We start from the raw sequence: 23,836 nt of genomic DNA, 5'->3' as shown, positions 1-23,836 counted from the left end.
TCTGATAATGCCAGCTCACCCTGTGCATGCGTCCGGATGCCCGCCCAATCTTCCGGAAACGAACGATTGTGAGCCATCATCGTATGCTTCATCACGATACATTCCAATCATCAGGAGTGATTTTTTTGTCTTTATTACATTGGATTATTCTCATTCCTTTCTTGGCAGCCATTTTTGTGCCTTTGTTAGGAAGAGTGTTTCCTCGCGTACATACAGGCTGGTTTGTTCTTTTTGTTCCGCTCGCCCTCGTTGTTGTGAGTTGGATCAGTTACTCGTCCTTGATTGCCGACGGAGAGTCGATGCTTCATACGGTACCCTGGGTGCCCATGCTCGATATCAATTTTTCCGTCTATCTTGACGGACTCAGTTTTCTGTTTCTTCTGCTCATCACAGGCATCGGGACGTTAGTGGTTTTATACTCTATCTATTATCTGGATAAAAAGAAGGAACGTCTGCAGCACTTTTATGTGTACCTGCTCATGTTTATCGGTGCCATGCTTGGCGTTGTTTTGTCGGACAATCTTATTGTCCTTTATGCTTTCTGGGAGTTAACAAGCCTGGCATCCACCTTGCTGATCGGTTTTTGGTTCATCCGGAAAAAATCGATGTTCGGAGCGCAGAAGTCGATGCTCATCACGGTATTCGGCGGTTTTGCCATGCTAGTCGGATTCATGCTTTTGTATATGATGACCGGGACTTTCAGCATCAGGGAAATAATCGGTGGGGCAGATGGGATCATGGACCATGCTCTCTTCCTCCCGGCCATGATTCTAGTCCTTCTCGGAGCATTTACAAAGTCGGTTCAATTTCCCTTCCATATATGGCTCCCTGATGCCATGGAGGCTCCCACGCCTGTCAGTGCCTATCTGCACTCCGCAACGATGGTGAAAGCGGGCATTTACCTCGTTGCCCGGATGATGCCCATTTTCGGAGGTTCAGCAGAATGGTTTTGGATCATCCTCATAACCGGTTTGTTCACCCTGTTCTGGGGCGCAATCTCTGCAATCCGGCAAAAAGACCTCAAAGCGATTCTGGCTTTTTCCACCATCAGCCAACTGGGACTTATTATGTCTCTGCTCGGTGTGGGTTCCGCCGCTCTTTACACACAGGATCCCGAGCTGGAAATTATGTATGCCGGGGCCATTGTCACGGCCATGTTTCACTTAATTAACCACTCGACCTTTAAGGGGAGCCTTTTCATGGTCGCCGGTATCATCGACCATGAAACCGGAACGAGAAATCTTTATAAGCTTGGCGGCTTAATGACGATCATGCCTGTCACATTCACCGTCTCTGCGGTAGGCTTGGCAGCAATGGCGGGCATCCCTCCGTTTAACGGCTTTATCAGTAAAGAGATGTTTTTCGGCAACATGATTGAAGTCACCGAACTGCCCTTTTTCGGCATGGGGGAATGGGCCATCATCATCCCGATGATCGCCTGGTTAGCCAGTGTTTTCACATTCATCTATTGTGCGTTCATGTTCTATAAAACTTTTATGGGCAAATACGACAGGGCCAATTACTGGGTCGATGTGCACGAGGCATCCCCGGGTCTGCTGGTGAGCCCCGTTTTACTTGGCGGTCTCGTCATTATCCTTGGTTTGTTTCCAAACATTTTAACCAATGTCTTGATTCACCCTTCGGTGACGAGCATTCTTACCGGAATTTCCGTTGAACTGGACCCTTATTCCTTAACCCTTTGGCACGGTTTAGAGATCGAACTGTTCATGTCCATTGGGGTCGTCGCTGTTGGTGTCCTCGCGTTCCTGTACCACAACAAATGGACAGAGTGGGAGATTTACAGCAAGGACCGGGATGTGGTCAACCTATTCTATGATCAAGGGATAGACAAATTGCAAGACAGTTCTCAGTGGATTACACGTTTGCAGATGACCGGCCGCCTTCGGGATTATTTCGTGTATATGCTGGTCTTCATCGTCGCGCTGCTGGCTGTTACCATGTGGCGATCGGGCTCCTTCCAGGAACTTCCTGAAGGAATGGCCTCCACCATGGACACACCGTTGTATATGTACGGGGTTATGTTCATCTTGGTGGGGTCCGCGGCCGTCCTGCCGTTTATCAAATCACGGATCACCTTTATCATCTCGATCGGTGTTCTCGGGCTGATGGTAGCGTTATTTTTCACCATCTTTAGTGCCCCGGATCTGGCTTTGACGCAACTGCTCGTGGAAACGGTGCTGCTCATCGTGCTTATGCTCGCGTTCCGGCATTTACCTGAAATGACGACCGAGACGAAGAGCCGGTCCTATAAAACCGTGAATGTTCTCATTGCCGCCAGCGCAGGAGCGCTTGTTACCATGATTTCGATTAGCGCTTACGCGTTGAGGCTTGATTTGGACTTTACCGCCATTTCCGATTACTTTATCGAAAATGCCGTTCCTCTTGGAGGCGGATATAATATCGTCAACGTAACGCTCGTTGATTTTCGTGGCTTTGACACGGTTCTGGAAGCTTTGGTGCTCGGCATCGTCGCACTGGCTGTCATCATGTTGGTTAAACACCGGTTCAAGGGAGGGGAAGATATATGAAGTATTCACGGTCCCATGACGTCATGCAACAGGTTCTGTTAATAACCACGAGCTACTTCGTCCTTGCCTTCTCGCTGTACTTTCTTTTTGCCGGCCATAACAACCCCGGCGGAGGTTTTATCGGAGGGCTGACGACAGCATGTGCGCTCGCATTTATCTACCTTGTATTTGACCGGGTTAAAGCCAATGAATACATCCGTTTTACATTTCCCGGTTTAATTTCTATTGGGCTGGTATTGTCCCTGGGTACTGGTGCCATTGGCTTTTTCACCAATGACGCTTATCTCACCCAGTATTTCGATTACTTCGATATTCCTTTTTTCGGTGAAATAGAACTGACAACTGCCCTGCCCTTTGACTTGGGCATCTATTTCGTCGTGGTCGGGGCAGCTATGGTTATTATGTTAAATATTGCCGGTGATGAAGAGGAGGAAGATGAGGACTAATGGAATATTTAATATTCATAGGGATCGGCGTCCTTTTCAGTGTGGGCACATATCTCTTGCTTTGCAGAAGTTTGCTTAGAGTTATAGGTGGATTTATGGTCATCTCTCACGCTGTTCATATGCTCATTCTTACAATGGCTGGTTTAAACACAGGTTCAGCCCCGCTCGTTGATTTGAGCGGCAGCGAATCCACCGACCCTTTACCGCACGCCGTCATCCTAACAGCGATCGTCATCGGTTTCGGTTTGACCTCTTTCCTTATTGTTTTGGCATACCGAACGTACAAATCCCATAAAACAGACGACCTGGAAAAATTGAGAGGTGCTGATAATGAGTAATATAGTTGTACTGCCTATTTTGATCCCTGTTCTTGCAGGCGCGCTGCTCATATTGCTCGTCAAGCGGCACCGCATTCAACGGTTTATGAGCGGATTATCAGCGATAGCGACACTGGCCGCATCTTTATATCTGGCCGTTTACGTTTATAATAATGGTGGGATTGCCACCTTGGAACTGGGAACTTGGTCCGCGCCATTCGGGATTGTCATGGTGGCTGACTTATTGTCTGTCACCGTCGTTGCCGTCTCTTCATTGGTCGGTGTCTGTTGTCTCTTTTTTGCTTTCAGGACACTGCACCCGGAAAGGGAGAGATACTATTTCCATCCGTTATTCTTCTTCCTTATCACCGGGGTGAACGGAGCGGCTTTGACTGGCGACATTTTCAATATGTTCGTGTTTTTTGAAGTGATGCTTCTTTCCTCCTATGCACTGATTGTCATCGGAGGCACTAAATTTCAGCTGCGTGAATCTTTCAAGTACGCGATTATCAACATTTTCGCATCCATGCTGTTTCTGGCAGGAATTGCCTATCTGTACGGCATCACAGGGACGTTGAATATGGCCCATATCGCCGAACGCATCGATGGGCTTGAAGAAACAGGGGCATTGCCGGTCGTTGCCATCGTATTTTTCATTGTATTTGCCATGAAAGGGGCATTGTTTCCGCTTTATTTCTGGCTTCCACGGGCCTATTACGGGGCGCCGATAGCCATTACAGCCCTGTTCGGCGGTCTCCTGACCAAAGTAGGGGTGTATGCAATTATTCGTACGTATACGCTCATCTTTACACAAGATGTGGCATTCACCCATCATTTCCTCATCCTTTTGATCGCCGGTTTCACTATGCTGCTTGGTGTTCTTGGCGCGGTATCATCCTTCGATTTAAAAAAGATACTGTCTTATCATATCATCAGCCAGCTCGGCTACATCGTTATAGGGATCGGCTTATTTACGCCATTGGCTTTGGCAGGGACGATTTTTTATTACTTCCACCACATTTTTGTCAAAACGTCACTGCTCCTGTTTTCGGGTGTCGTAGAACGAATAACGGGAACAACCGACTTGAAAAAAACCGGTGGTATACTGAAAACCCATCCGTCCTTGGCGTGGTTGTTTCTGATCCCGGCCTTGTCCATCGCCGGAATCCCGCCGCTAAGCGGGTTTTTCGGGAAATTTGCGTTGGTTTTGGAGAGTTTGCAGGAAGCGAGCTATCTGATCGCATTTGTTGCCATGTTCGTCGGACTGCTAACGTTGTTTTCCATGCTGAAAATCTTCATCAATGCTTTCTGGGGCGAACAGAAACATTCCAATAAACAGGGCGAGACACCTATCATGGATGTCCTTGCACCTGTGCTTCCTTTAGTCTTCCTCACGATCACAATCGGTGTGGGAGCGCAATGGTCCTTCGGTTTTTCAATGGAAATCGCCGAGCAGTTGTTGGACCCTTCAATCTACATCGATTCTGTATTAAAGGAGTAGATCTCATGGCCTTCCAACTATTCACAAATATTTTGGTTATGTTCGCCTGGATGCTCTTCTTCAACAGTTACACCGTGCAAGACGCTGTTTTCGGTTATGTGATAGGAGCGATCGTCGTCCGAGTTCTCGCCCATTTTATGAGGGCTGAGTTTTACCTGAAAAGAGCCGCTTACTTGCTCAAACTGATTATCGTGTTTTTCAGAGAACTCATTTCCGCCAATTTTTATGTGATGAGCATTCTTGCCAGCGTCAACATGAAGATTGCGCCCGGTTTCATCGCCGTGCCAACCCGGCTGGAATCCAACACGGAAAAGGCACTGTTTGGCGTAATGATGTCATTGACACCGGGAACCATGGCGATCGAATTCTCGGATGATAACCAGTACGTTTACGTCCATGCACTGGACATCAGGGACAAACAAGCCGTTATCAACAAGGTGCAGACCGTCTTTGAGAAAACCATTCTGGAGGTGACCCGGCCACATGATCTTTGAAACCATTATGATTATTTTCCTATCCATTAAATCCCTGGCTATCTTTCTCTGTTTAATAAGAGTCATTTTGGGCCCGACCATGGCGGACCGGGCTCTGGCCTTGGATACGGTCGGACTGCTTCTCATTGGTTTCGTGGGAAGCATCATGATCATTCATGAAACCATTGCCTATGCAGACGTCGTCGTCGTGATCGCGATTCTCGCCTGTCTCGGATCCATAGCTATCGCCAAGTACCTGGAAAGAGGTGTTATCTTTGACCGCTATTGAATGGATCATTGTCTTTTTTGCAGGAGCGGGGACGATTTTCAGTCTATTTGCTGCTTTTGGGCTCATGCGTTTTCCAGACGTCTATGCACGCATGCACGCCACTGGAAAGAACGCGACTGGCGGAGTTATCATGTCCATGTTAGGCACTTTTCTCTTTTTTCTCTTGCAACAGGATATTTTCCTGGGCACCCTGCTTCTTGTCATCTTATTCGTATTTCTCACCACGCCAATCGTTACACTCACCGTTGCCCGCTCCGCCTACCGCACCGGCGTGCCTATGGACGAGATCGGCATCGAAGACGAACTAAAGGTGGAATATGCAAAGAGAAGACAAAACCAAACAAAAGAAAATCAATCATAATGTCTCAAGTAGTAAAAAAGCGCCCTATTTAGGACGCTTTTTTTAAGCTTCATTCGTCTTATTGGGACTAACAACAATTCTGGTGCCGTCCACCGATGTCACTTTGACTTCGGTGTTTTTTTCAAGCCAAGCTGCACCCGTTGTCGCGCTGTACGTTTGCCCTTCGATTTCCACCGTGCCAATCGGACGAAAATCCGTCAGTGTTGTCCCTTCTTTCCCGACTAGATCGCTATACCCTTCGTTCATGGAATTGTACCCTTCCTCGCTCGACATCGTCTCGGTCAATGTCATCTTCGACCACATTTCACGGTTCGGGAACACTTTGGTAAAGAAAAAGGATGCCAGCCCTCCCAAAATCACCGCGAATCCGACGAGGAACGCGTACATTAAATCCGGTGCCGGGACCGTCAAGCCAACAATCATTAAAACAACGCCAATAAACGATAATGTTCCGTCACCGAGCACTTTCCCGTCCGTGACAATCAATGCCAAACCCGCTGCATAAAGGATAACGACCCATAACCCTGATGTATCTCCAATATGATGGGCAAAGTACAGCGTAATCAATGAAAATCCAATGATTCCGAATATCCCTCTTGCTTTTACAAGTAATTCCCCTAGAAAAAACATCGTTGCTAAAAAAACGACGAGAAAGCCGAAAACGCTAATATTCAGCCATTCCATTGGTTAAGCACTCCTTCCCAATCTCCGGTTCTCCCTATACGTTCCCAAGGTAATCATCTACCTATATTGTAGCAGAAGTTCTTTTTTTATAAAACGCTTTAATAGGCGGGCGCATCAACATAGCCAAAGAAAGAACTCACGATGAACAATACCGTGAGTTTCTTTAACGTTTATTTATGAATTGGATTCCGATCCGCCGCTGCCTTCAAGCCACCCGCGAACCGTGTCGATCATTTCACTGAAAAAGTCGAGGACGGACTGGACAAATCCTTGCGCTTCCTCAGAGCTCATCCATTCATCGATGTTATCGCGAATTTGGCCAATCTGATTCTGCACTCGATCCCAGTCGATGTCCAAGTTTTGCATACGTTCAAACAAAGATACAAGCCCGTCCATTTCTTCATCCGTTAACGTAACCCCAACTTCATCGGCAATACGTTCGATGAGGTTTCGCAAATCCTCTTCCGTTTCTACGTCTTCTTCCGAAATTTCTTCTTTAATTCTCGCCATTAGCTCCGTTGCTTCTTCGGTTCCGTGATTTTCACTTAGTTCCCCGGTCCGTACAAGCTCTTCGTTGGCAACGCGTTTTTGATCTTCGTCAATATCTATGTCTGTTTCGATTTCATAAGCTTTAATGATCCCTGTTAGCGCCCCGGTTCCGGAAACTTCAAACGGTGCGGTGACGTAAATCTCGGCGTCTTCGACACCTGCGGTGACGAGTGCATTCGCGTACATGCCTTCCGTTACGTAATTGATGCGGTTGGTATCTACATCTATTCCGGAACCTGCTTCAGCAATGGTGATTTGTGACGAGGAAATCGCGTTGCTTCCGATTTCTCCCGAAGGAATGAACTCACCCAAATATTCATGTTCTTCTTCATTGGTCACTTCTACGATCTGGTCTTGTTCATCGCCATCCATTTCCGATAAAACCATTTCTCTTTCTTCATCGCTTAAATCTTCGCCAAGGGTAATAATAATATCACCCGGCGCCGCGTCGGCAGCTGCTCCGGACGGTGTGGAAAGGACACCCGCCCCTGCCAATACGGCCGCTGTTACCCCTGCAACGATTTTTTTCATTTTTTGCTCCCCCTCATAATGGCTTACCCTCTTTTCATACCACATTCAACCCGAAAAGAAAAGGAAAATATAGAGTTTTTGTTATTTTGTCAGCATTTTTTTAAGGGACAAGCATATCTTTTGGATAGAGGAGGTATTTTTCATGAAAAAATGGTTCTGGATTCTCGCAATCGCGACAATTATATTTGCCATATATTACGACGTCACCCGGGGAACCCTTCCAGTCGTTGATCCCTCGCCGGAAACGACGAACGAAACAATGGAAATCACACAAACGCATTTTGATCACACCGTCGATGTTGAGATTGAAGCCGGCCAGACGTTATTAACCATCGTCGAACAGCTTCATGATGAGGGCATGCCGATGGACATGGCAGCCATCAAGAATGACTTTCAATACTTAAATGACGGCCAACCACCCGAGCAACTGCACGAAGGAAACGTTTACACATTCCCCTTTATGAAGGCTGAACCTTCCCGATTACTTGCCATTTTTGGTGGTTCGTTGCTACAATAAGAAATGGGTACGCAACATAACAAATGAGCCGTTTACATTTTGTCATAAAGCTCATGTAAAGGGGCGGAAAACGAATATGAGCGAAATCATCCACCGAACGAAAACGAGGCCGGTTCGTGTCGGCAATCTAGTCATTGGCGGTAGTGATGAAGTGATCATTCAAAGCATGACGACAACGAAGACGGAGGATGTCGAAGCAACGGTTGCAGAGATTTTGCGTCTTGAAGAAGCAGGATGCCATATCGTTCGGGTCGCTTGCCCTAACGATAGAGCTGCAGATGCACTTCCCGAGATTAAATCCCGCATCAACATCCCCTTGGTCGTTGATATTCACTTTGACTACCGCAAAGCGCTGAAAGCCATCGAAGCCGGTGCAGATAAAATTCGAATCAACCCCGGAAACATTGGATCGCGCGAAAAAGTCGAAATGGTTGTCGAAGCTGCCAAAGAAAAAGGTGTTCCCATACGCATCGGCGTAAATGCCGGATCGCTTGAACGCCATCTTCTTGAAAAATATGGCTACCCAACTGCCGATGCAATGGTCGAAAGTGCTTTGCATCATATCGCGATTCTGGAAGAGTTGGATTTTCATGACATTATCGTCTCCATGAAAGCATCCAATGTTGATCTGGCGACCGAAGCCTATACTAAAGCTGCGCAAGCTTTTAGCTACCCTCTTCATTTGGGAATCACCGAATCCGGGACATTATTTGCCGGAACGGTCAAAAGTGCTGCCGGTCTAGGGGCGCTTTTGGATAAAGGCATTGGAAATACGATGCGCATCTCCCTCAGTGCCGATCCGGTCGAGGAAGTAAAAGTCGCGCGTGAACTGACAAAAACATTCGGGCTCGCTTCAGATGCAGCCACCTTAATTGCATGTCCGACGTGCGGACGGATTGAGATCGACCTTATCAGCATCGCCAACGACGTTGAAGACTACATCGCTAAAATTAAAGCTCCGATTAAAGTCGCCGTTCTTGGGTGTGCCGTCAACGGTCCCGGGGAAGCCCGGGAGGCTGATATCGGTATAGCGGGAGCGAAGGGAGAAGGACTTCTTTTCCGCCATGGAGAAATCGTTCGCAAAGTTCCCGAAGAAACCATGGTCGACGAATTGAAAAAAGAGGTCGATAAATTGGCGGAAGAACACTACGCAAAACTCAAAGAAGCAGAAACTACCCAATAATGGCCGGTAAAATAAAACAAAACAACTGCCCGCTCACGAAGAAGAGCGGGCAGTTGTTTGTTACGGTCACATAAATGGTGCGAAGAAAATGGAGATGAGGATAGACGCAGCCCCGATACCGATGGCCCACCAACCAAGTGCTGAAGCACCTTTCTGACGAGCAAAAAAGCCGGTAATAATCCCTGCCGCACCTAAAATGACCGGCAAGAAAAAGAGCGATACGAGCGAAATAATAATCGCTGCCGTACCTAAGCCCATTCCTAGGGAATCGTCATTAACCGCCGGCTCTTCTCCTTGCATTGGTTCATCCGATTGATCCGAAGCTCGATTCGTCTGCTCGGCATCCACGCTCGGGGAAGCGATTTCTGCTGAGGTTTCTTCCATATACTCCCCATTATAACTTTCGATAAGCGGGTCAACCATCACGGGTCTTTCTTCCAGTCGATCTTCCTGGTTCGTTTCTTCCCGATCCGGCTGCTGACCCTCGCGACCTTCGTCCGCCAACCTGATCTCCCCCTTACCCGGTTTGATCCCCGGGTATTTATAGTCTGGCTGGCGAGACCGTGAATTATCGGATGAAAGTATTGGTTAGTGCGTTATTTTTATCTGAACACACGTAAAGTCCGGTTGCTTTATAAGCATGACGACCTTTCAGGCGTTATGAATGTTGGCAAGGCGTGCAGTAACCAAAAATTTCAAATTTATGGCTGGTTATTTTAAAATCATCGCCCCCTGCATGAAAGTGTTCCATCGGACAAACAGGAATATGCTTCGTTTTGCCACACCTTAAACAAATCATATGATGATGATGGTCTTCCTCGCAACTAAGGCGAAAACGCTTCTCACCCTCCCATTCACTGGCTTCCAAAATGCCCAGATCGGCAAATAAGGAAAGATTGCGGTAAACCGTGTCGAAGCTAAGTCCGTCATACTGTTCTTGCATGAACATGAGGACTTGTTTGGCCGATACATAGCCTTTTTGCTCATCCAAAAACTCGATGATTTCTTTTCGTTTGTCTGTGTATTTATACCCTCGTTCTTTTAACGTGTTTATCGCCTTCTGTGCATCCATGTCAACGCTCCTTTCTAAGGCTGGAAATTGGAGGTTGGGGCACTTTTTTTCCTATTTTTTTCACTCCAAGACTAAAGAGCAAGATGGCAACAGCAACCACAACAATGACTCCGCCGGGCGCCAAATCCAGATAAAATCCGAAAATGATTCCTGCCAGCACAGCAATTTCTCCAAAAATCGCCGAATAAAAAAACATCTGCTTGAAACTTTTCGCCCATTGCATAGCGGCAGCAACCGGAAGCGTCATCAAGGCAGAGACGAGTAAAATGCCGACGATCCTCATCGCTGCTGAAATAACAAGCGCCACAAGAAGCATAAAGACAACATCCAACCATTTGCCCGGCAACCCGGAGACCATCGCCTGCTCTTCATCAAAAGAGAGGAAAAACCACTCTTTATAGAAAAGAATTAAAAGCAATGCGACAATCACAGTAACCACTAAAATTGTATAAAAATCCGTACGGCCAACCGCGGCAACACTTCCGAATAAATACGCAAACAAGTCGGTATTAAATCCATCTGCAATCGAAATAAACACAACGCCGAGGCCAATCCCGGCCGACAAAATAATCGGGATCGCCAACTCTTTAAAATGGCTGTATACTTTGCGCAACTGATTGATCAACAACGCACCAAGCAGCGCGAACGCCATGCCCATATATAACGGATCAATGTCTGCCAGCGTGATAAAAAACGATGCCAACAAAAAATGAAAAGCAATGCCGGTCAGTGTAATGTGGGACAGGGCATCCGCCACGAGCGACATCCGTTTAACGACGAGAAAAACTCCGAGCAAAGGTGCGGCCAAGCCTATCATAATCCCGGACAACAAAGCTTGACGAAGAAAATCATATTGAAAAAATACATCGATCATTGGGTGAGTTCTCCATGTTCATGCACGACATGTTGGACCTCGTGCCCATACAGCGCAGAGAAATCCGGATTTTCTTCAAATTCCGATTTGCTGCCGTGAAAATGCAAACGTTGATTCAAGCAAGCAATGTCCGAGACATAACGCGTCATGGTACCGACATCATGGCTTACAAGGATCAGTGTAAGGCCGTGCTGTTGATTAAGTGCCGCTAATAAATCATAAAACCGTTGAGCGGCATTGGCATCAACGCCAACCGTCGGTTCATCAAGGATGAGCAATTCCGGGTTGCTGACAAGCGCGCGAGCGATAAATACCCGTTGTTGCTGGCCTCCAGATAAACGGCCGATCGGCTGCTTCGCATACGCCTTCATTCCAACGGTGTCCAACGCCTCATGCACACGTGTCCGTTCCTTTTTTCCCAAAAAGCGACATAAGCCGACTGGGCCAAACAAACCCATGGACACCACTTCGAAGACCGTAGCGGGAAATCCGGCGTTAAAACGATTGGCTTTTTGTGACACATATCCTATTTTTCCCCAATTGGAGAATTTGCGAACCTCAGTATCAAAAAGGCGTACGTCGCCCATTTGCGGTTTCAAAAGACCGAGCATTAAACGAATCAATGTAGATTTTCCGGAGCCATTCGGGCCGACGAGCCCGAGAAAAGTGCCCGGCTGTACGGTCAGGCTCACATCGTCCAAGACAGGAGAACGTTCATAGCGATAAGTGATATGTTGAATATCAATAACAGGTTTTTGTGTACGATCCATTCAAGGACCTCCATCCCAAAACGAATTGCTAAAACAGAATGATTACGATTTTTTTAGTATACCGTATCATTGTTTATTTGTAAATGGAGGATCATTAGAGGACAATGAGGAAGGAAACATAATTGGACAGTCTCTGAAGCCTGGAGAAAGAGAAAAATGGCATTCGGCCGCCATGACTGCTTCATGAAGACCGAAACAAAAAAGTGAAATAAACCGATCATGGAGACCGAGCGAAGAGTTGTAACAGGGGTCGGAAGCCGGCTTGCACCTGCTTGATCATAAAAAGTCACTCAAAAGGCAAAGTGATAATGGTGGTCGTTCCTTTATTTTTTTCACTTTCCACATGGAATGTGCCACCATGGTCTTCGATAATTTTTTTCGATAATGAGATACCGATTCCCGTCCCTTTTTCTTTGCTCGTGTTAAAAGGTTCACCTATTTTATCCATAATTTCTTCAGGTATCCCCGGCCCATTATCTTTTACCGTAATTTCATAATCATTTGACCGCTCACGGGAAATTAAAGAAAAGACTCTCTGTTGCTCCGGCGTATACGCCTCCATCGAGTTACGGAGCAAATTTAAAAGCACTTGTTTTATCATCGTTTCGTTCATCTGAATTAACCGAGCGGTTTCGGCGATGCGCGCCTCAAAATGGACGTTGTTTAACATGCATTCCGAACGGATAATATCTTCTACCGTGTCAATGACCTCCATGGGAGATAAAGCATGTACATCAAATTTTTTTCTGGAAATCGACAGGAAATTTTCCAGGATTTTATTCATCCGATCCACTTCGCCAAAGATGGTTTTTGCATATTTTTCAAAGCTGTTCGTCAACTCCGACAGTTGCAAGAACCCCCGGATCACGGACAAAGGGTTTCGCAGTTCATGAGCGACCCCGGCAGCAAGGTGGGAGACGGATTCCATTTGCTGTTTATACTGAAGCAATTGCTCATATTTTATGTCCGTACTCTCATCGAAAACAAGACCGATTACTTCCTGCTTCCCGGGTATGTATACAGCTAAACTCCTAAATAAACGGCCGGCTTCCCGGTCTTCTTCCCGCTGCTCACTCACCTTCTTCGATTGAAGCGCTTCTTTCACTGCTTTGTACATGCAAGCCCCCGCTCCCGATTCCAGCCGTAAACGCTCAAACTCGAGTTCAGTAAATTCCACTTTCGGGAGAACAAGGTCCATGAAAGTCCTATTCTTTTCAATTATTTTTAATTTGTCGTTCAGTTTTATCCACCCATACGGCAACCGATCCGCAAAATTCTCCAAGATTTCTTTCGTCTGGAGCGATTGCTCTATTCCGGTTAAATAAAAGCATTCATTTCGATAAATTCCACGATAAAAGACGGAATGAGCAACCCCACCCGTGGCATGGGTGAAAGTTGTTTCGCGAATGTTCCCCGTATCCTGCATTTCCCTGAAAAAAGACATGAAGCGCATCCATTCCCCCTCATGCAGTGACTGAAAAAAATTCGAGAAATCGGATAGAAGGGTATCCGCTACTTTATTTTTATACAAAATCGTTCCGTCTATTTTCAAAACAAATCGAATTTCCCGGCTCACTTCATCAAAAAGACATGATTCTCCAACGTTACTTTGATTCGGTGTAAAAACGTCCATCACCGCCCCGGTAACCATCATTTTCCTTAATTATACTAAAACCTCTTTCCGATGCATAGAGTTTACATGAAAAATCGCTTTCCAAACCTCGCACATTTCAGAGCATTTCCTGCATATTCTACAACGTGATGTGTAAGCATTTGTCGATGCAAAACCGTTGTGTCACCTCGTGGGACGGATTGGAATTAAAAAAAAGGATGTGAAACCCATTGAATTTTCAAATGATTCAACAGTATATAGCGAACATGACTCCGCAACAATTAAAAGCGCTTGCGCAAAATAAAGGTGTTTTTCTTTCGGATGACGAGGTCCAAAAGCTTGTTCACCTCATTCAGACAGAACAAGTGGATTTCACCGATCAAGCATCGGTATTCGCATTTATAAACAAAGTGGAAAAAACAACATCGCAAGAACACGCGATGTTGCTTCATGACCTTTATCAAAAGTATGGCGGCTTTTTACGGCAATAAGCGAGCAAGCAGCCAACAGGTACAAGTTTGCCGAAAACTGCGGTGCCATTTCCGCACCGCTTCCCTTTTATTGTTGCGTTAACTTTTCTTTCATCTCCGGGTCATGGAACTTTTCCCGAAGCATTGTAATTTCATGCTTATAGGGAGGCTTTTTATTCTTTTTGTCTTCTCCGACATAAGGCGTTTCCAAAATTTTAGGGATGTCTGCCACCGTTTCATGATGAACAATGCTGTTTAATGCTTCAAAGCCTATATGCCCAAAGCCGATGTTTTCGTGCCGGTCTTTTCTTGCTCCCTGCGGATTCTTACTGTCATTCACGTGAAGCACTTTCAAGCGGTCCAAGCCGATCGTTTTCGCAAACTCGTCCATTACCCCATCGAAGTCATTGATGATATCGTACCCTGCATCATGAGTGTGACAAGTGTCAAAACAAACCGATAGCTTCTCATTATGGGTAACTCCATCAATAATTTGCGCTAATTCATCAAATGTACGTCCGCATTCGGAACCTTTTCCAGCCATTGTTTCCAACGCGATTTGCACATGTTGGTCCTTGGAAATGACTTCATTGAGTCCTTCAATGATTTTTGGTATCCCTTTTTCCGGCCCTTCCCCCACGTGGGAACCGGGGTGAAGCACAATTTGAGTCGCGCCGATCGCTTCTGTCCGCTCAATTTCCGAGCGTAAAAATCGAACTCCTAGATCAAATGTTTCCGGTTTTTGTGTATTAGCGACATTGATAATGTAAGGGGCGTGAACAACAACTTGTTCAATGCCATTTTCTTTCATATGCGTGTTGCCCGCTTCTATATTTAAGTCTTCAATTGCTTTTCTGCGCGTATTTTGGGGAGCCCCCGTATAAATCATTAACGCGGTCGCCCCGTAGCTTGCCGCCTCTTCACTTGAGGCAAGCAGCATTTTTTTTCCGCTCATGGATACGTGTGAGCCAAGATAACGCGGGAGATCACTCATTTTCTTTTCCTCCTCTTTTTATAACCGGGTTTGATTTTTTTCGGTTTCTGGGACGGATCCTTTTGCTTTTGCGGTTGGCGGTTACGTTTTCTTCCCGGTGCATAACCACTGCCTAATTGATCAATTTCAAGCCATTCCCCTTTTTTAATATCCAAATACTGAAAAGTAAACCGTTGTTTTTGTAATTGGTGAAGTGCCGGATAATCTTCTTTGGAAACAATCGTGAACACTTCACCTGAAGCTCCCGCCCGGGCTGTGCGCCCTGACCTGTGCAAATAATACTCTAAATCCTGCGGCAATTGCAGATTGATGATATGGGAAACCCCTTTGATGTCCATCCCGCGGGCCGCGATATCGGTACAAATCACATAAGGCACAGCCGCACGTTCGATGTTTCGCATCGACCGTTTACGGGCACGGGGGGAAAGGTCTCCATGCATGCACTCGGTTTGAAGTCCATGCTCAATAAATAGATCCGTTAGTTCTTCCGCTTCTTTTTTCGTATTCGCAAAAATCAAGCATAAATACGGCCGCAATAAAGCTGCCATTTCCACCGCCAATTGTTGGCGTCCGCGACTACGTAACGGAATCAGGTAATGGGCTAGGTTTTTTGGCGAAGGATGTTCCGGTTTTACGTGCACATGGCGCGGTTGGTTCATGTATTTTTTTAAAAAAGGTTGAAGGCGTTGCGGGATGCTCGCGGAAAAGACGAGCATTTGCAAAGCTTCCGGCATACGGACGGCCACTTGATCCAGCGATTCCAAGAAACCCATTTCCAACATTTGGTCTGCTTCATCAACGACAAGCGTCCGTACACGATGGACATCAAGGGCGGTTTCTTTTATCACAAGATCGTGCAATCTCCCTGGTGTTGCAATGACAACGTGCGGCGGTCGTTGAAGGTCCGCCATGTTCCGTTCTTTATCCGTTCCGCCAATGACTCGCCGGATGCGAATTTCTTCCATGCCGCTGTCTTTGATACATTTTTGGAAAACTTTATAGAGCTGTTCGGCCAATTCTCTCGTTGGGGCAGTCACCACAGCCTGCAGACAATGGTCATCCGGATGAATCCCCGACAATATCGGCAAGGCAAAAGCAAGTGTCTTCCCGGTGCCCGTTTGAGACTGGCCGATGACATCTTTTCCCCTTAATATAGCAGGAATAAGCCGTTCTTGAATTTCCGTCGGTCTGTTTATATGTTCATGTTGCAAATGGGTTGTTAAACGATTATCAATCCCTAGTCTGGTGAAACCTGACAATTTGATCACCTCAATTAAGCTACGGTTCATTTCCAAGGAACAGGCAAGTGCACATTATCATATTCTATCACAAAACGGAGTGTCTTCTCACTCTTTAATTATTCAGGAAGGAAAGAAGGGATTATTATGTACGGACCACCTCCAATGATGCCAATGGGACCGCCCCTTGCTCCCCCCTTTCCACAGCCGGTGCCTTTTGGCGGCGCACCACCCATGGCCGCCAGATCCGCAGCTTTGCCGATGATGGGAGGAGGCGGATTTCCGGCAGCAGGAGGCGCGGGCCTCGCACAAAGCGGTGCCGGCCTCGGGTCCATCGGACGTTTCATGCCGATGATTCAAAGCGCGGGGAAATGGCTGCCAATGATTCAAAAATACGGACCGATGGTTCGTAAAATACCGGGAATGGTCCAAAAAGCGAACCAAGTGACTAAAGCGCTTAAGGTTGCAAATGCTTCGAAAGCTTCCGCCCCCGCTGCTCCAAAAACAAAAAAAGAGGATGACCATGAGAAAAAGGAGGAACCTTTGCCAACTTTTGAATTGAAAGAAGGAGCACAACCCCCTCCGAAGCTATATGTTTAAGCCCGGATGTTAAAGCATTGTCAACGAATGGACGGTTAATTGCCGTCCTTTTCATTTACGTTACGGGCAAATGGCTGTATAATATTCCATAGCATATACGTATTGGAGGACTTGGCTATGGAAGTGAAGAAAATTTCCCCGAGGGGTTATTGCTATGGTGTCGTGGATGCCATGGTCATTGCTCGCCAAGCAGCTGAAAATAAGGAATTGCCGAGGCCGATTTATATCCTTGGTATGATCGTTCATAATACTCACGTTACCAACGCTTTTGAAGAAGAAGGCATCATTTCCCTTGACGGACCGAATCGACTTGACATTCTCCGGGAAGTGGAAAATGGCACGGTAATTTTCACCGCTCACGGCGTATCCCCGGCTGTCCGGCAATTAGCCGACGAGAAAGGGTTGACTACGATTGATGCCACTTGCCCGGACGTTACCCATACCCACGACTTAATCAGGGAGAAAAAAGCGGAAGGCTATGATATCGTCTATATCGGCAAACGCGGCCACCCGGAGCCGGAAGGCGCGATCGGTGTAGCGCCCGATCATGTGCACTTAATCCAAACCGTTGACGATGTAACAAAATTGGATTTGAAAAGGGATAAAGTTATTATCACGAATCAAACGACCATGAGCCAATGGGACGTATCCGATATTATGAATAAGACTATTGAACTTTACCCCCATGCCGAAGTCAACAATGAAATATGCCAGGCTACGCAAGTTCGCCAAGAAGCTGTTGGTGATCAAGCAGGCGATTCCGATTTACTCATCGTGGTCGGTGACCCGAAAAGTAATAACTCCAACCGGCTGGCACAAGTCTCAAAAGATATTGCACATACAAATGCTTATCGCATCGAAGATGTAAGTGAACTGAAATTGGAATGGTTGGAGGGCGTTCAAAAAGTGGCTGTAACCGCGGGCGCTTCCACTCCCACGTCCATCGTACGGGAAGTGATTCTCTTTTTGGACCAATATGACCCTGAAAATTCATCAACATGGAAAGCGGAAAGAAAAGCTTTGGGGACTAAAATTTTACCGCCGTTGCGTAAAAACTCCAAATCCAGAGCGCGCTAAACGAAAGAGCCTCACCTGAGCAGGTGGGGCTCTTTCTTTTTTCACCAATTTAGCCGCTCATTATAGAAACGTAAATGGTTCTGTATTGACGTCCGAAGCGTTGACTTCCATCTGATAGCCACTTGCTTCTGCATCTTGAGCCAACCGGTCGGCAACGGGTTGCTTCATGATGGCTTCGGTATGGTGTCCAGGATCGATGAGTGCAAGTCCGGAAGCTTCTGCATCCTGTGCGGTGTGAAACTTAACGTCCCCGGTTACAAGCACATCAGCCCCGGCTGCTAACGCCTGTTGCCAAAATTTGCTCCCATCTCCGCCAATTACGGCAATATTTTGTACCTTTCTTCCTAAATCACCGACAACCCGTAATCCCTCTACATTGAAAATCTCTTTGAGCGAAGTAGCAAAAGCATCAAGCTGCACCGAAGACGCAAGTGTTCCGATCCGGCCAAGTCCGAAAGATTCACCCTCAAGGCTCAGCGGATAAAGATCATACGCAGGTTCTTCATAAGGATGGGCATCAGCAAGCACATCAAGGACTCGCGAAAGCTTGGAATCGGGAACGACCGTTTCTATTTTTCTCTCCGGAACAAAGGTTAATTCCCCTTGGTTACCGATGTGAGGATCGGTTTCATCGCCGGGGATGAACGTGCCCGTGCCTTCGCTGTTAAACGTGCAATGGGAATAATCTCCGATGTGACCGGCTCCTGCATCTCCCAATGCCCGCCGAACTTGATCGGTGTCTTCTTCCGGAACGAATGCGACAAGTTTATACAGCTGATCTTTTTTCGTAGGGACAACTTCTTCGGTCTCCTTGATTCCCATTGCAGCTGCCATCCAATCATTCATCCCGCCCGTCGTGATGTCCAAATTGGTGTGCGCAGCGTATACGGTAATGTCATGCCGCAAACATTGTTGGATGACACGTCCCTTCGGAGTAGTCGTGTCCACTTCTGTCAATGGCATAAACAACAGGGGATGATGGCTGATGATGAGATCTGCGCCTTTTTCAACAGCTTCGGCCACTACTGCTTCTGTGACATCCAATGTAACGAGCACATTTTCAACAGACTTATCCAATGAGCCGAGCATCAAGCCGACAGGGTCCCCTTCCATGGCCAAATGTTTGGGAGACCAATTTTCAAGCAATGAAACGACGTTGCGGGCGCTCGGTGTTCTACTCATTTTATAACCTCCCTGATTCGTTTTATACGATTTTTGATGCGCTCCCGTTCTTCCCCAATTTCCGTTCGTTGCAAAGTAGCCTCCATTTGTTGCAGCACTCGCTCCAAATGGTCAAGTTCCTGTTTCCATTTTAGCTGAAAAGCTTCAGGCTTTTTTTCAAGCAATTTTGGACCGAACAGGATCGCATCATCCCAATTTTTGTTCCTATACGCATGTTGATGATTTTCGCCTTTTTCTTTGGTGGCAATTAACACTTCATAAAACTGTTCCTCTTGCACGATTTGCTCCTTTATCAACGTCCATTCGTTCTCATATAACCATTCTCTTACCATGTCCGCAGCCATATTTGGCTGAAGAATAAGCCTTTGTACGGAGGCCAATTGATTTGCCCCTTTGGACAATATGTTCGTGATTAAACTTCCTCCCATCCCGGCTATGCTGATGACGTCAATATGGTCGGAGACCTCCAACGTTTGCAGCCCTTCCCCGTGCCGAACAGAAATCGCATCGCTAAATCCTGCCGCTTCCACATTACGCAGGGCCGTTTGAAACGGTCCCGCCTTGGCGTCACTGGCGACAGCGTACCTAATACGTTCAACGCCCATTAACGCCACAGGAAGCTGTGCATGATCGGTGCCTATGTCCGCCAGTCGCGATTCCTTTGGCACTTCGGAGGCAATCGTTTGCAAGCGCAGAGACAGTTGGTGTACTTGCTTCACTTCACGTCCCTCTTTTCCAATACGAAAAAGGAGCTCGGTTCCGGGCTCCTTTTCCTTAGGGGGGTTATTCTCCCCCTTCTTCAACATACTCCGCAACGGCTTCGGCATCTTCACCGGTTACTAAATCTTCGGGCATGGAGCCGGGACCTTCCTCGATGGCTGTCATGACCTCATCAGCGCTCTGCCCTTCAATTGCCGGCCCGGAATCCCCTTCCATGTTTTCGCCGTGGCAACTCAAACAGTTTTCTTCATAAAGTTCAACACCAACATCCACTGCTTCTTCTTCGCCATTCCCGTTCTCTTCTCCTTCTTCTTCCTCCCCTGCAGGATCACCCAGACCCACAAATGAAAGAATTAACATGAGAGAGATGCCGGCAACGGCGATAAGTAAAAATGGTATTAATGGTTGTCCTTTCACCAAATCACACCCTCTATATGATCTATGTCGTTATTTTATCGAAAAATGCATGGGAAGAAAAGAAAAACAAAATCTGTTCCCGAAATTGTCGTTATTTTGTCCTGTCTTCGCCATGGAATGCACTTTGTTTGGAAAGATTTGCAATCTTTGATGGATCTCGGTAATATAATACGTAAGTTGTAAAAACAAGGATGAAGAAAGATACGGGCCACTCCTGTTTTGGAGTAACCCGCGACGCTTACTCCATAAAGTCTTTCAGGCGCTTGCTTCGGCTCGGATGCCTTAATTTACGCAACGCTTTTGCTTCGATTTGACGAATACGCTCTCGGGTAACTCCAAACACTTTGCCCACTTCTTCAAGTGTGCGTGTGCGCCCGTCATCAAGGCCGAAGCGCAAACGCAAAACGTTTTCTTCCCGATCGGTTAACGTATCGAGCACGTCTTCCAATTGTTCTTTTAAGAGCTCATACGCAGCCGAATCAGATGGCGCCAATGCATCCTGGTCTTCGATAAAATCACCGAGGTGGGAATCATCTTCTTCACCGATAGGCGTTTCAAGGGAAACGGGTTCTTGGGCAATTTTTAAGATTTCACGCACTTTATCGGGCGTCAGGTCCATCTCTTCAGAAACTTCTTCCGGAGTGGGTTCCCGGCCGAGGTCTTGAAGCAATTGACGCTGGACACGGATCAATTTATTGATGGTTTCAACCATGTGCACCGGAATACGAATGGTCCGCGCCTGATCGGCGATCGCGCGCGTGATTGCTTGGCGAATCCACCATGTCGCGTACGTGCTGAATTTAAATCCCTTGTTATAATCAAATTTTTCCACGGCTTTGATTAGTCCCATGTTCCCCTCCTGAATCAGGTCGAGAAACAGCATGCCGCGTCCGACATAACGTTTGGCGATGCTGACGACAAGACGCAGGTTTGCTTCAGCAAGACGGCGTTTTGACTCCTCATCATCATCCTCGATTCTCTTGGCAAGATCGATTTCCTCATCGGCAGAAAGCAACGGAACACGCCCGATTTCCTTCAAATACATTCGGACCGGGTCATTGATCTTAATCCCGGGCGGAACACTAAGGTCATTCAGGTCATGGTCATTTTCCTTTTCTACCTGTTCCATACTGGGGACTTCCTCGCCTTCATTTAGCAAATCGACCCCTTGCTCTCCCAGGTACTCGAAAAATTCATCCATTTGCTCAGAATCTTGATCATAAGGAGCAAGCTTTTCCGTTATTTCCGAATAGGAGAGCACCCCTCTTTTTTTACCGAGTTCTACGAGCTGCTCTTTGACTTGATCGATGGACATTTCACCCTCCGCTAACGGACGTAGTGGTTTCTCTGCCATTCGATCTCCCTCCTTCCAATTCCAAAAAACACAATCCTTCTATTGCAAATACGCACGCAAATACCGGGGGCGCACAGCTTTGCGCCCGAGCTTTTTCTGCAGCGCAATAATTTCTTGCCCTAGAGCTGCCGCGGTCTCTGCATCATTTTTTTGCAATGCTTCTTTTTGCTCATGTTCTTTTTGTTCTATTTCTACCCAACTTGAGTAGTTCTTAACCTGATGAATATAATCCGCGAACGCATCCGGATTCATTTCCCCTCCCGGCTGCATGGCGATTTCGGCAGCAATGGATGAAAGCTCTTCATCTTCCAGATAGTCCAAGAAACCGGCACTCCCAGCGCCGTAACCTTCACCGTAATAAGCGAAAAGGTGGGCTGCAATGGCTGCATATTCGTCTACATTAAAGTTGCCGCCAATTTCCTCTTCCACCCTTTCGGCCCACATTTCCTCTTCCATCATCATCTGCAAAAGGGCGCGTTCCGCATTATGGAAGGCGGGGAGAAGATTTTTTTGAAAGGGGGTGCTTACTCCGGCGTTTTCTCGTTCCCGGCGATCGTAGGATGCGTTGCTTTTACCGCGTACCCTCTGATACATACGATACTGTTCCTGTTTTAATGCTTCCAAGGATATTGAAAATTCATCAGATAATTGCTTAAGATAAAATTCACGTTCCACCGGACTGCTTATTTTCGCAAGCGCCTCAAGTACCCATTCGATATATTCCTTGCGATCTCCTGCCCGCTGTAAGTTTTTATCTTTTTTATAGGCATTCATTTTAAAAGATAAAACAGAAACAGCACCCTCGATCATATTTTCCATAAAAGCACGGGCGCCTTGTTCACGAATATAATCATCCGGATCCCGGTCGGCGGGGATGGGCGCAATTTTAACGTTGCAACCGTTCGCCTCCAACGTTTCCGCGTTCTGTATCGCCGCTTTCTCCCCGGGGGAGTCGCCGTCATAACAAATAGTCACTTGATCGGATAACCGGCGGATCAATTGCGCTTGTTTGCCCGTAAGGGCCGTTCCCAGTGTCGCCACTCCGTTATCCACACCGGCCATCCAAGCCGAAACAACATCCATATAGCCTTCAAACAGCACCACAAATTTACGTTTTCGTATCGCCGGACGCGCGAGATGGTACGCATACAACACTTCATTTTTTTTAAAAATGGGTGTCTCCCGGCTGTTTAAATATTTAGCCGAAGGCGCTTCATCGAGCGCGCGTCCGCCAAAGGCAATCGGTTGGCCGCCCATATCCCATATCGGAAAAATAAGCCGGCGGTTAAAGCGGTCAAACGGGCCTCGGCCGTCCTCCCTCCGTTGCACCAGGTCTGCCTCTTCCATCTCGGAAAGGTCAAACTCCCGTTTTTTAAACAGCAACGACAGCACTTCACGTTCCGAGGGCGCAAAACCAATCTGGAAATGGCGCATGGCCTCCTCGCTTACATTTCGGGCACTACGGGCATAATTGTAAGCCTCACGCCCTTGCTCCGTGTGCATGAGTAAATGATGGTAAAAGCGCGCGGCTAATTGGCATCCCTCTTTTAAAGAATGATTCTTTTGCGGCACGGACAACGTTGCTTCCGGAATTTCGACGGGAATATTTGCTTTCTCCGCTAATGTACGGACCGCCTCCTGAAATGTGAGCTGCTCTTGGTCCATGATAAACGTGAATACGTTTCCGGCGGCTCCGCATCCAAAACAATAATAGAGCTGGCGGTCCTGAGAGACGGAAAATGAAGGTGTATTTTCTTCATGGAACGGACATAAACCCGAGTACCGGTGCTTGCCTTTCTGTTGCAGGTGCACCGATTCGCCGATCAAATCGGCGATATCCGTGTGCCTGCGCACCATCTCCACTGTTTCTTCAGGGATTGATCTTTGCATGAGAAGACCCACCTCACTTTTTTAACGTGATTCGCCTCATTAGGCAATTTCATCGTAATTTTGCCTAGTTTGTTCCAATAGAGGTGAGCGATCATCCCATGTCATTTCTCCATGTTCATGCTAGTCCAAATACATCATTGTTATACCTTCCATTTATCTATTACCC

General features: G+C 46.9%; 26 protein-coding genes. 12 read left to right on the top strand and 14 right to left on the bottom strand.

Going from position 1 to position 23,836, the window contains the following annotated elements:
* Positions 1-125 precede the first annotated feature (125 nt).
* From EPH95_RS00325 to mnhG, 7 genes are read left to right on the top strand one after another with little or no spacing between them, the layout of a single operon-like run.
* Positions 126-2,549 carry a Na+/H+ antiporter subunit A gene (locus EPH95_RS00325; protein ID WP_142086334.1) on the top strand — a complete coding sequence of 808 codons (2,424 nt, stop codon included), beginning with the start codon at positions 126-128 and terminating at the stop codon, positions 2,547-2,549.
* Positions 2,546-2,995 (top strand): MnhB domain-containing protein, encoded by a 450-nt coding sequence (locus EPH95_RS00320; RefSeq protein WP_142086332.1) that lies wholly within the window; start codon positions 2,546-2,548, stop codon positions 2,993-2,995. The genes EPH95_RS00325 and EPH95_RS00320 overlap by 4 nt, the downstream gene beginning before the upstream one ends.
* The gene (locus tag EPH95_RS00315) at positions 2,995-3,333 is read left to right on the top strand and encodes a Na(+)/H(+) antiporter subunit C (protein ID WP_142086330.1); all 339 of its coding nucleotides are present in this window, start codon (positions 2,995-2,997) and stop codon (positions 3,331-3,333) included. Before EPH95_RS00320 ends, EPH95_RS00315 begins: the two co-directional genes overlap by 1 nt.
* Positions 3,326-4,813 carry a Na+/H+ antiporter subunit D gene (locus EPH95_RS00310; protein ID WP_142086328.1) on the top strand — a complete coding sequence of 496 codons (1,488 nt, stop codon included), beginning with the start codon at positions 3,326-3,328 and terminating at the stop codon, positions 4,811-4,813. The genes EPH95_RS00315 and EPH95_RS00310 overlap by 8 nt, the downstream gene beginning before the upstream one ends.
* Positions 4,814-4,818: 5 nt before the next feature.
* The gene (locus tag EPH95_RS00305; RefSeq protein ID WP_142086326.1) at positions 4,819-5,307 is read left to right on the top strand and encodes a Na+/H+ antiporter subunit E; all 489 of its coding nucleotides are present in this window, start codon (positions 4,819-4,821) and stop codon (positions 5,305-5,307) included.
* Positions 5,297-5,575 (top strand): monovalent cation/H+ antiporter complex subunit F, encoded by a 279-nt coding sequence (locus tag EPH95_RS00300; protein WP_319592801.1) that lies wholly within the window; start codon positions 5,297-5,299, stop codon positions 5,573-5,575. Before EPH95_RS00305 ends, EPH95_RS00300 begins: the two co-directional genes overlap by 11 nt.
* Positions 5,562-5,936, top strand: coding sequence for a monovalent cation/H(+) antiporter subunit G (gene mnhG, locus EPH95_RS00295; RefSeq protein ID WP_142086324.1), 375 nt, complete (start codon positions 5,562-5,564; stop codon positions 5,934-5,936). The genes EPH95_RS00300 and mnhG overlap by 14 nt, the downstream gene beginning before the upstream one ends.
* A gap of 42 nt (positions 5,937-5,978) precedes the next feature.
* Here the strand turns inward: mnhG and EPH95_RS00290 are convergent, their stop codons facing one another.
* Both EPH95_RS00290 and EPH95_RS00285 read right to left on the bottom strand, forming a co-directional pair.
* A complete protein-coding gene (locus tag EPH95_RS00290) occupies positions 5,979-6,620 on the bottom strand; it encodes an NfeD family protein (RefSeq protein WP_142086322.1) in 642 nt (213 codons plus the stop codon).
* Between the two features lie 174 nt (positions 6,621-6,794).
* The gene (locus tag EPH95_RS00285) at positions 6,795-7,700 is read right to left on the bottom strand and encodes a DUF1002 domain-containing protein (protein ID WP_142086320.1); all 906 of its coding nucleotides are present in this window, start codon (positions 7,698-7,700) and stop codon (positions 6,795-6,797) included.
* A 142-nt stretch (positions 7,701-7,842) separates the two neighbouring features.
* Here EPH95_RS00285 and EPH95_RS00280 point away from each other — a divergent pair, with 142 nt between their 5' ends.
* Together EPH95_RS00280 and ispG are read left to right on the top strand one after the other, a co-directional pair.
* Complete coding sequence (locus EPH95_RS00280) at positions 7,843-8,217, top strand: hypothetical protein (protein ID WP_142086318.1); 375 nt, start codon at positions 7,843-7,845, stop codon at positions 8,215-8,217.
* 76 nt (positions 8,218-8,293) lie between these two features.
* Entirely contained in the window at positions 8,294-9,400 is a 1,107-nt protein-coding gene (ispG, locus tag EPH95_RS00275) for a flavodoxin-dependent (E)-4-hydroxy-3-methylbut-2-enyl-diphosphate synthase (protein ID WP_142086316.1), read from the top strand.
* A 66-nt stretch (positions 9,401-9,466) separates the two neighbouring features.
* Here the strand turns inward: ispG and EPH95_RS00270 are convergent, their stop codons facing one another.
* From EPH95_RS00270 to EPH95_RS00250, 5 genes are all read right to left on the bottom strand, one after another.
* Positions 9,467-9,904, bottom strand: a complete 438-nt coding sequence (locus EPH95_RS00270; protein ID WP_227003987.1) for a hypothetical protein — start codon at positions 9,902-9,904, stop codon at positions 9,467-9,469.
* A gap of 154 nt (positions 9,905-10,058) precedes the next feature.
* Positions 10,059-10,472: a Fur family transcriptional regulator gene (locus EPH95_RS00265; RefSeq protein WP_142086312.1), complete on the bottom strand. Its 414-nt coding sequence runs from the start codon at positions 10,470-10,472 to the stop codon at positions 10,059-10,061.
* A 1-nt stretch (position 10,473) separates the two neighbouring features.
* On the bottom strand, positions 10,474-11,346 hold the full coding sequence (locus EPH95_RS00260; protein ID WP_142086310.1) for a metal ABC transporter permease: 873 nt from the start codon (positions 11,344-11,346) through the stop codon (positions 10,474-10,476).
* Complete coding sequence (locus EPH95_RS00255; protein WP_142086307.1) at positions 11,343-12,116, bottom strand: metal ABC transporter ATP-binding protein; 774 nt, start codon at positions 12,114-12,116, stop codon at positions 11,343-11,345. Before EPH95_RS00255 ends, EPH95_RS00260 begins: the two co-directional genes overlap by 4 nt.
* Positions 12,117-12,402: 286 nt before the next feature.
* Positions 12,403-13,770: a two-component system sensor histidine kinase NtrB gene (locus tag EPH95_RS00250; protein ID WP_142086305.1), complete on the bottom strand. Its 1,368-nt coding sequence runs from the start codon at positions 13,768-13,770 to the stop codon at positions 12,403-12,405.
* A gap of 200 nt (positions 13,771-13,970) precedes the next feature.
* Between EPH95_RS00250 and EPH95_RS00245 the strand changes: the two genes are divergently transcribed.
* Positions 13,971-14,219, top strand: coding sequence for a DUF2624 family protein (locus EPH95_RS00245; protein WP_160141523.1), 249 nt, complete (start codon positions 13,971-13,973; stop codon positions 14,217-14,219).
* Positions 14,220-14,286: 67 nt separating this feature from the next.
* Here EPH95_RS00245 and EPH95_RS00240 read toward each other — a convergent pair whose 3' ends face one another.
* Positions 14,287-15,192, bottom strand: coding sequence for a deoxyribonuclease IV (locus tag EPH95_RS00240; RefSeq protein ID WP_142086300.1), 906 nt, complete (start codon positions 15,190-15,192; stop codon positions 14,287-14,289).
* On the bottom strand, positions 15,189-16,481 hold the full coding sequence (locus EPH95_RS00235; RefSeq protein ID WP_142086297.1) for a DEAD/DEAH box helicase: 1,293 nt from the start codon (positions 16,479-16,481) through the stop codon (positions 15,189-15,191). Before EPH95_RS00235 ends, EPH95_RS00240 begins: the two co-directional genes overlap by 4 nt.
* 114 nt (positions 16,482-16,595) lie before the next feature.
* Here EPH95_RS00235 and EPH95_RS00230 point away from each other — a divergent pair, with 114 nt between their 5' ends.
* Complete coding sequence (locus EPH95_RS00230; RefSeq protein ID WP_160141522.1) at positions 16,596-17,030, top strand: hypothetical protein; 435 nt, start codon at positions 16,596-16,598, stop codon at positions 17,028-17,030.
* 117 nt (positions 17,031-17,147) lie between these two features.
* Complete coding sequence (locus tag EPH95_RS00225; RefSeq protein ID WP_142086292.1) at positions 17,148-18,107, top strand: 4-hydroxy-3-methylbut-2-enyl diphosphate reductase; 960 nt, start codon at positions 17,148-17,150, stop codon at positions 18,105-18,107.
* Positions 18,108-18,167: 60 nt separating this feature from the next.
* Here the strand turns inward: EPH95_RS00225 and EPH95_RS00220 are convergent, their stop codons facing one another.
* The 5 genes from EPH95_RS00220 to dnaG form a co-directional block, all read right to left on the bottom strand.
* Positions 18,168-19,289, bottom strand: coding sequence for a Nif3-like dinuclear metal center hexameric protein (locus tag EPH95_RS00220; protein WP_142086290.1), 1,122 nt, complete (start codon positions 19,287-19,289; stop codon positions 18,168-18,170).
* Positions 19,286-20,008, bottom strand: a complete 723-nt coding sequence (locus EPH95_RS00215) for a tRNA (adenine(22)-N(1))-methyltransferase (RefSeq protein ID WP_160141521.1) — start codon at positions 20,006-20,008, stop codon at positions 19,286-19,288. The genes EPH95_RS00220 and EPH95_RS00215 overlap by 4 nt, the downstream gene beginning before the upstream one ends.
* A gap of 64 nt (positions 20,009-20,072) precedes the next feature.
* The gene (locus EPH95_RS00210; RefSeq protein ID WP_142086284.1) at positions 20,073-20,426 is read right to left on the bottom strand and encodes a c-type cytochrome; all 354 of its coding nucleotides are present in this window, start codon (positions 20,424-20,426) and stop codon (positions 20,073-20,075) included.
* Positions 20,427-20,664: 238 nt separating this feature from the next.
* Complete coding sequence (rpoD, locus tag EPH95_RS00205) at positions 20,665-21,780, bottom strand: RNA polymerase sigma factor RpoD (RefSeq protein ID WP_142086282.1); 1,116 nt, start codon at positions 21,778-21,780, stop codon at positions 20,665-20,667.
* A gap of 39 nt (positions 21,781-21,819) precedes the next feature.
* A complete protein-coding gene (gene dnaG, locus EPH95_RS00200; RefSeq protein WP_142086279.1) occupies positions 21,820-23,670 on the bottom strand; it encodes a DNA primase in 1,851 nt (616 codons plus the stop codon).
* Between the last annotated feature and the right edge of the window lie 166 nt (positions 23,671-23,836).

Source organism: Salicibibacter halophilus, from assembly GCF_006740705.1.
GTDB classification, from domain to species: Bacteria; Bacillota; Bacilli; order Bacillales; family Marinococcaceae; genus Salicibibacter; species Salicibibacter halophilus.
The sequence above is the reverse complement of the archived record's forward strand: the minus strand, read 5'-3'. Positions and strand labels throughout refer to the sequence as shown.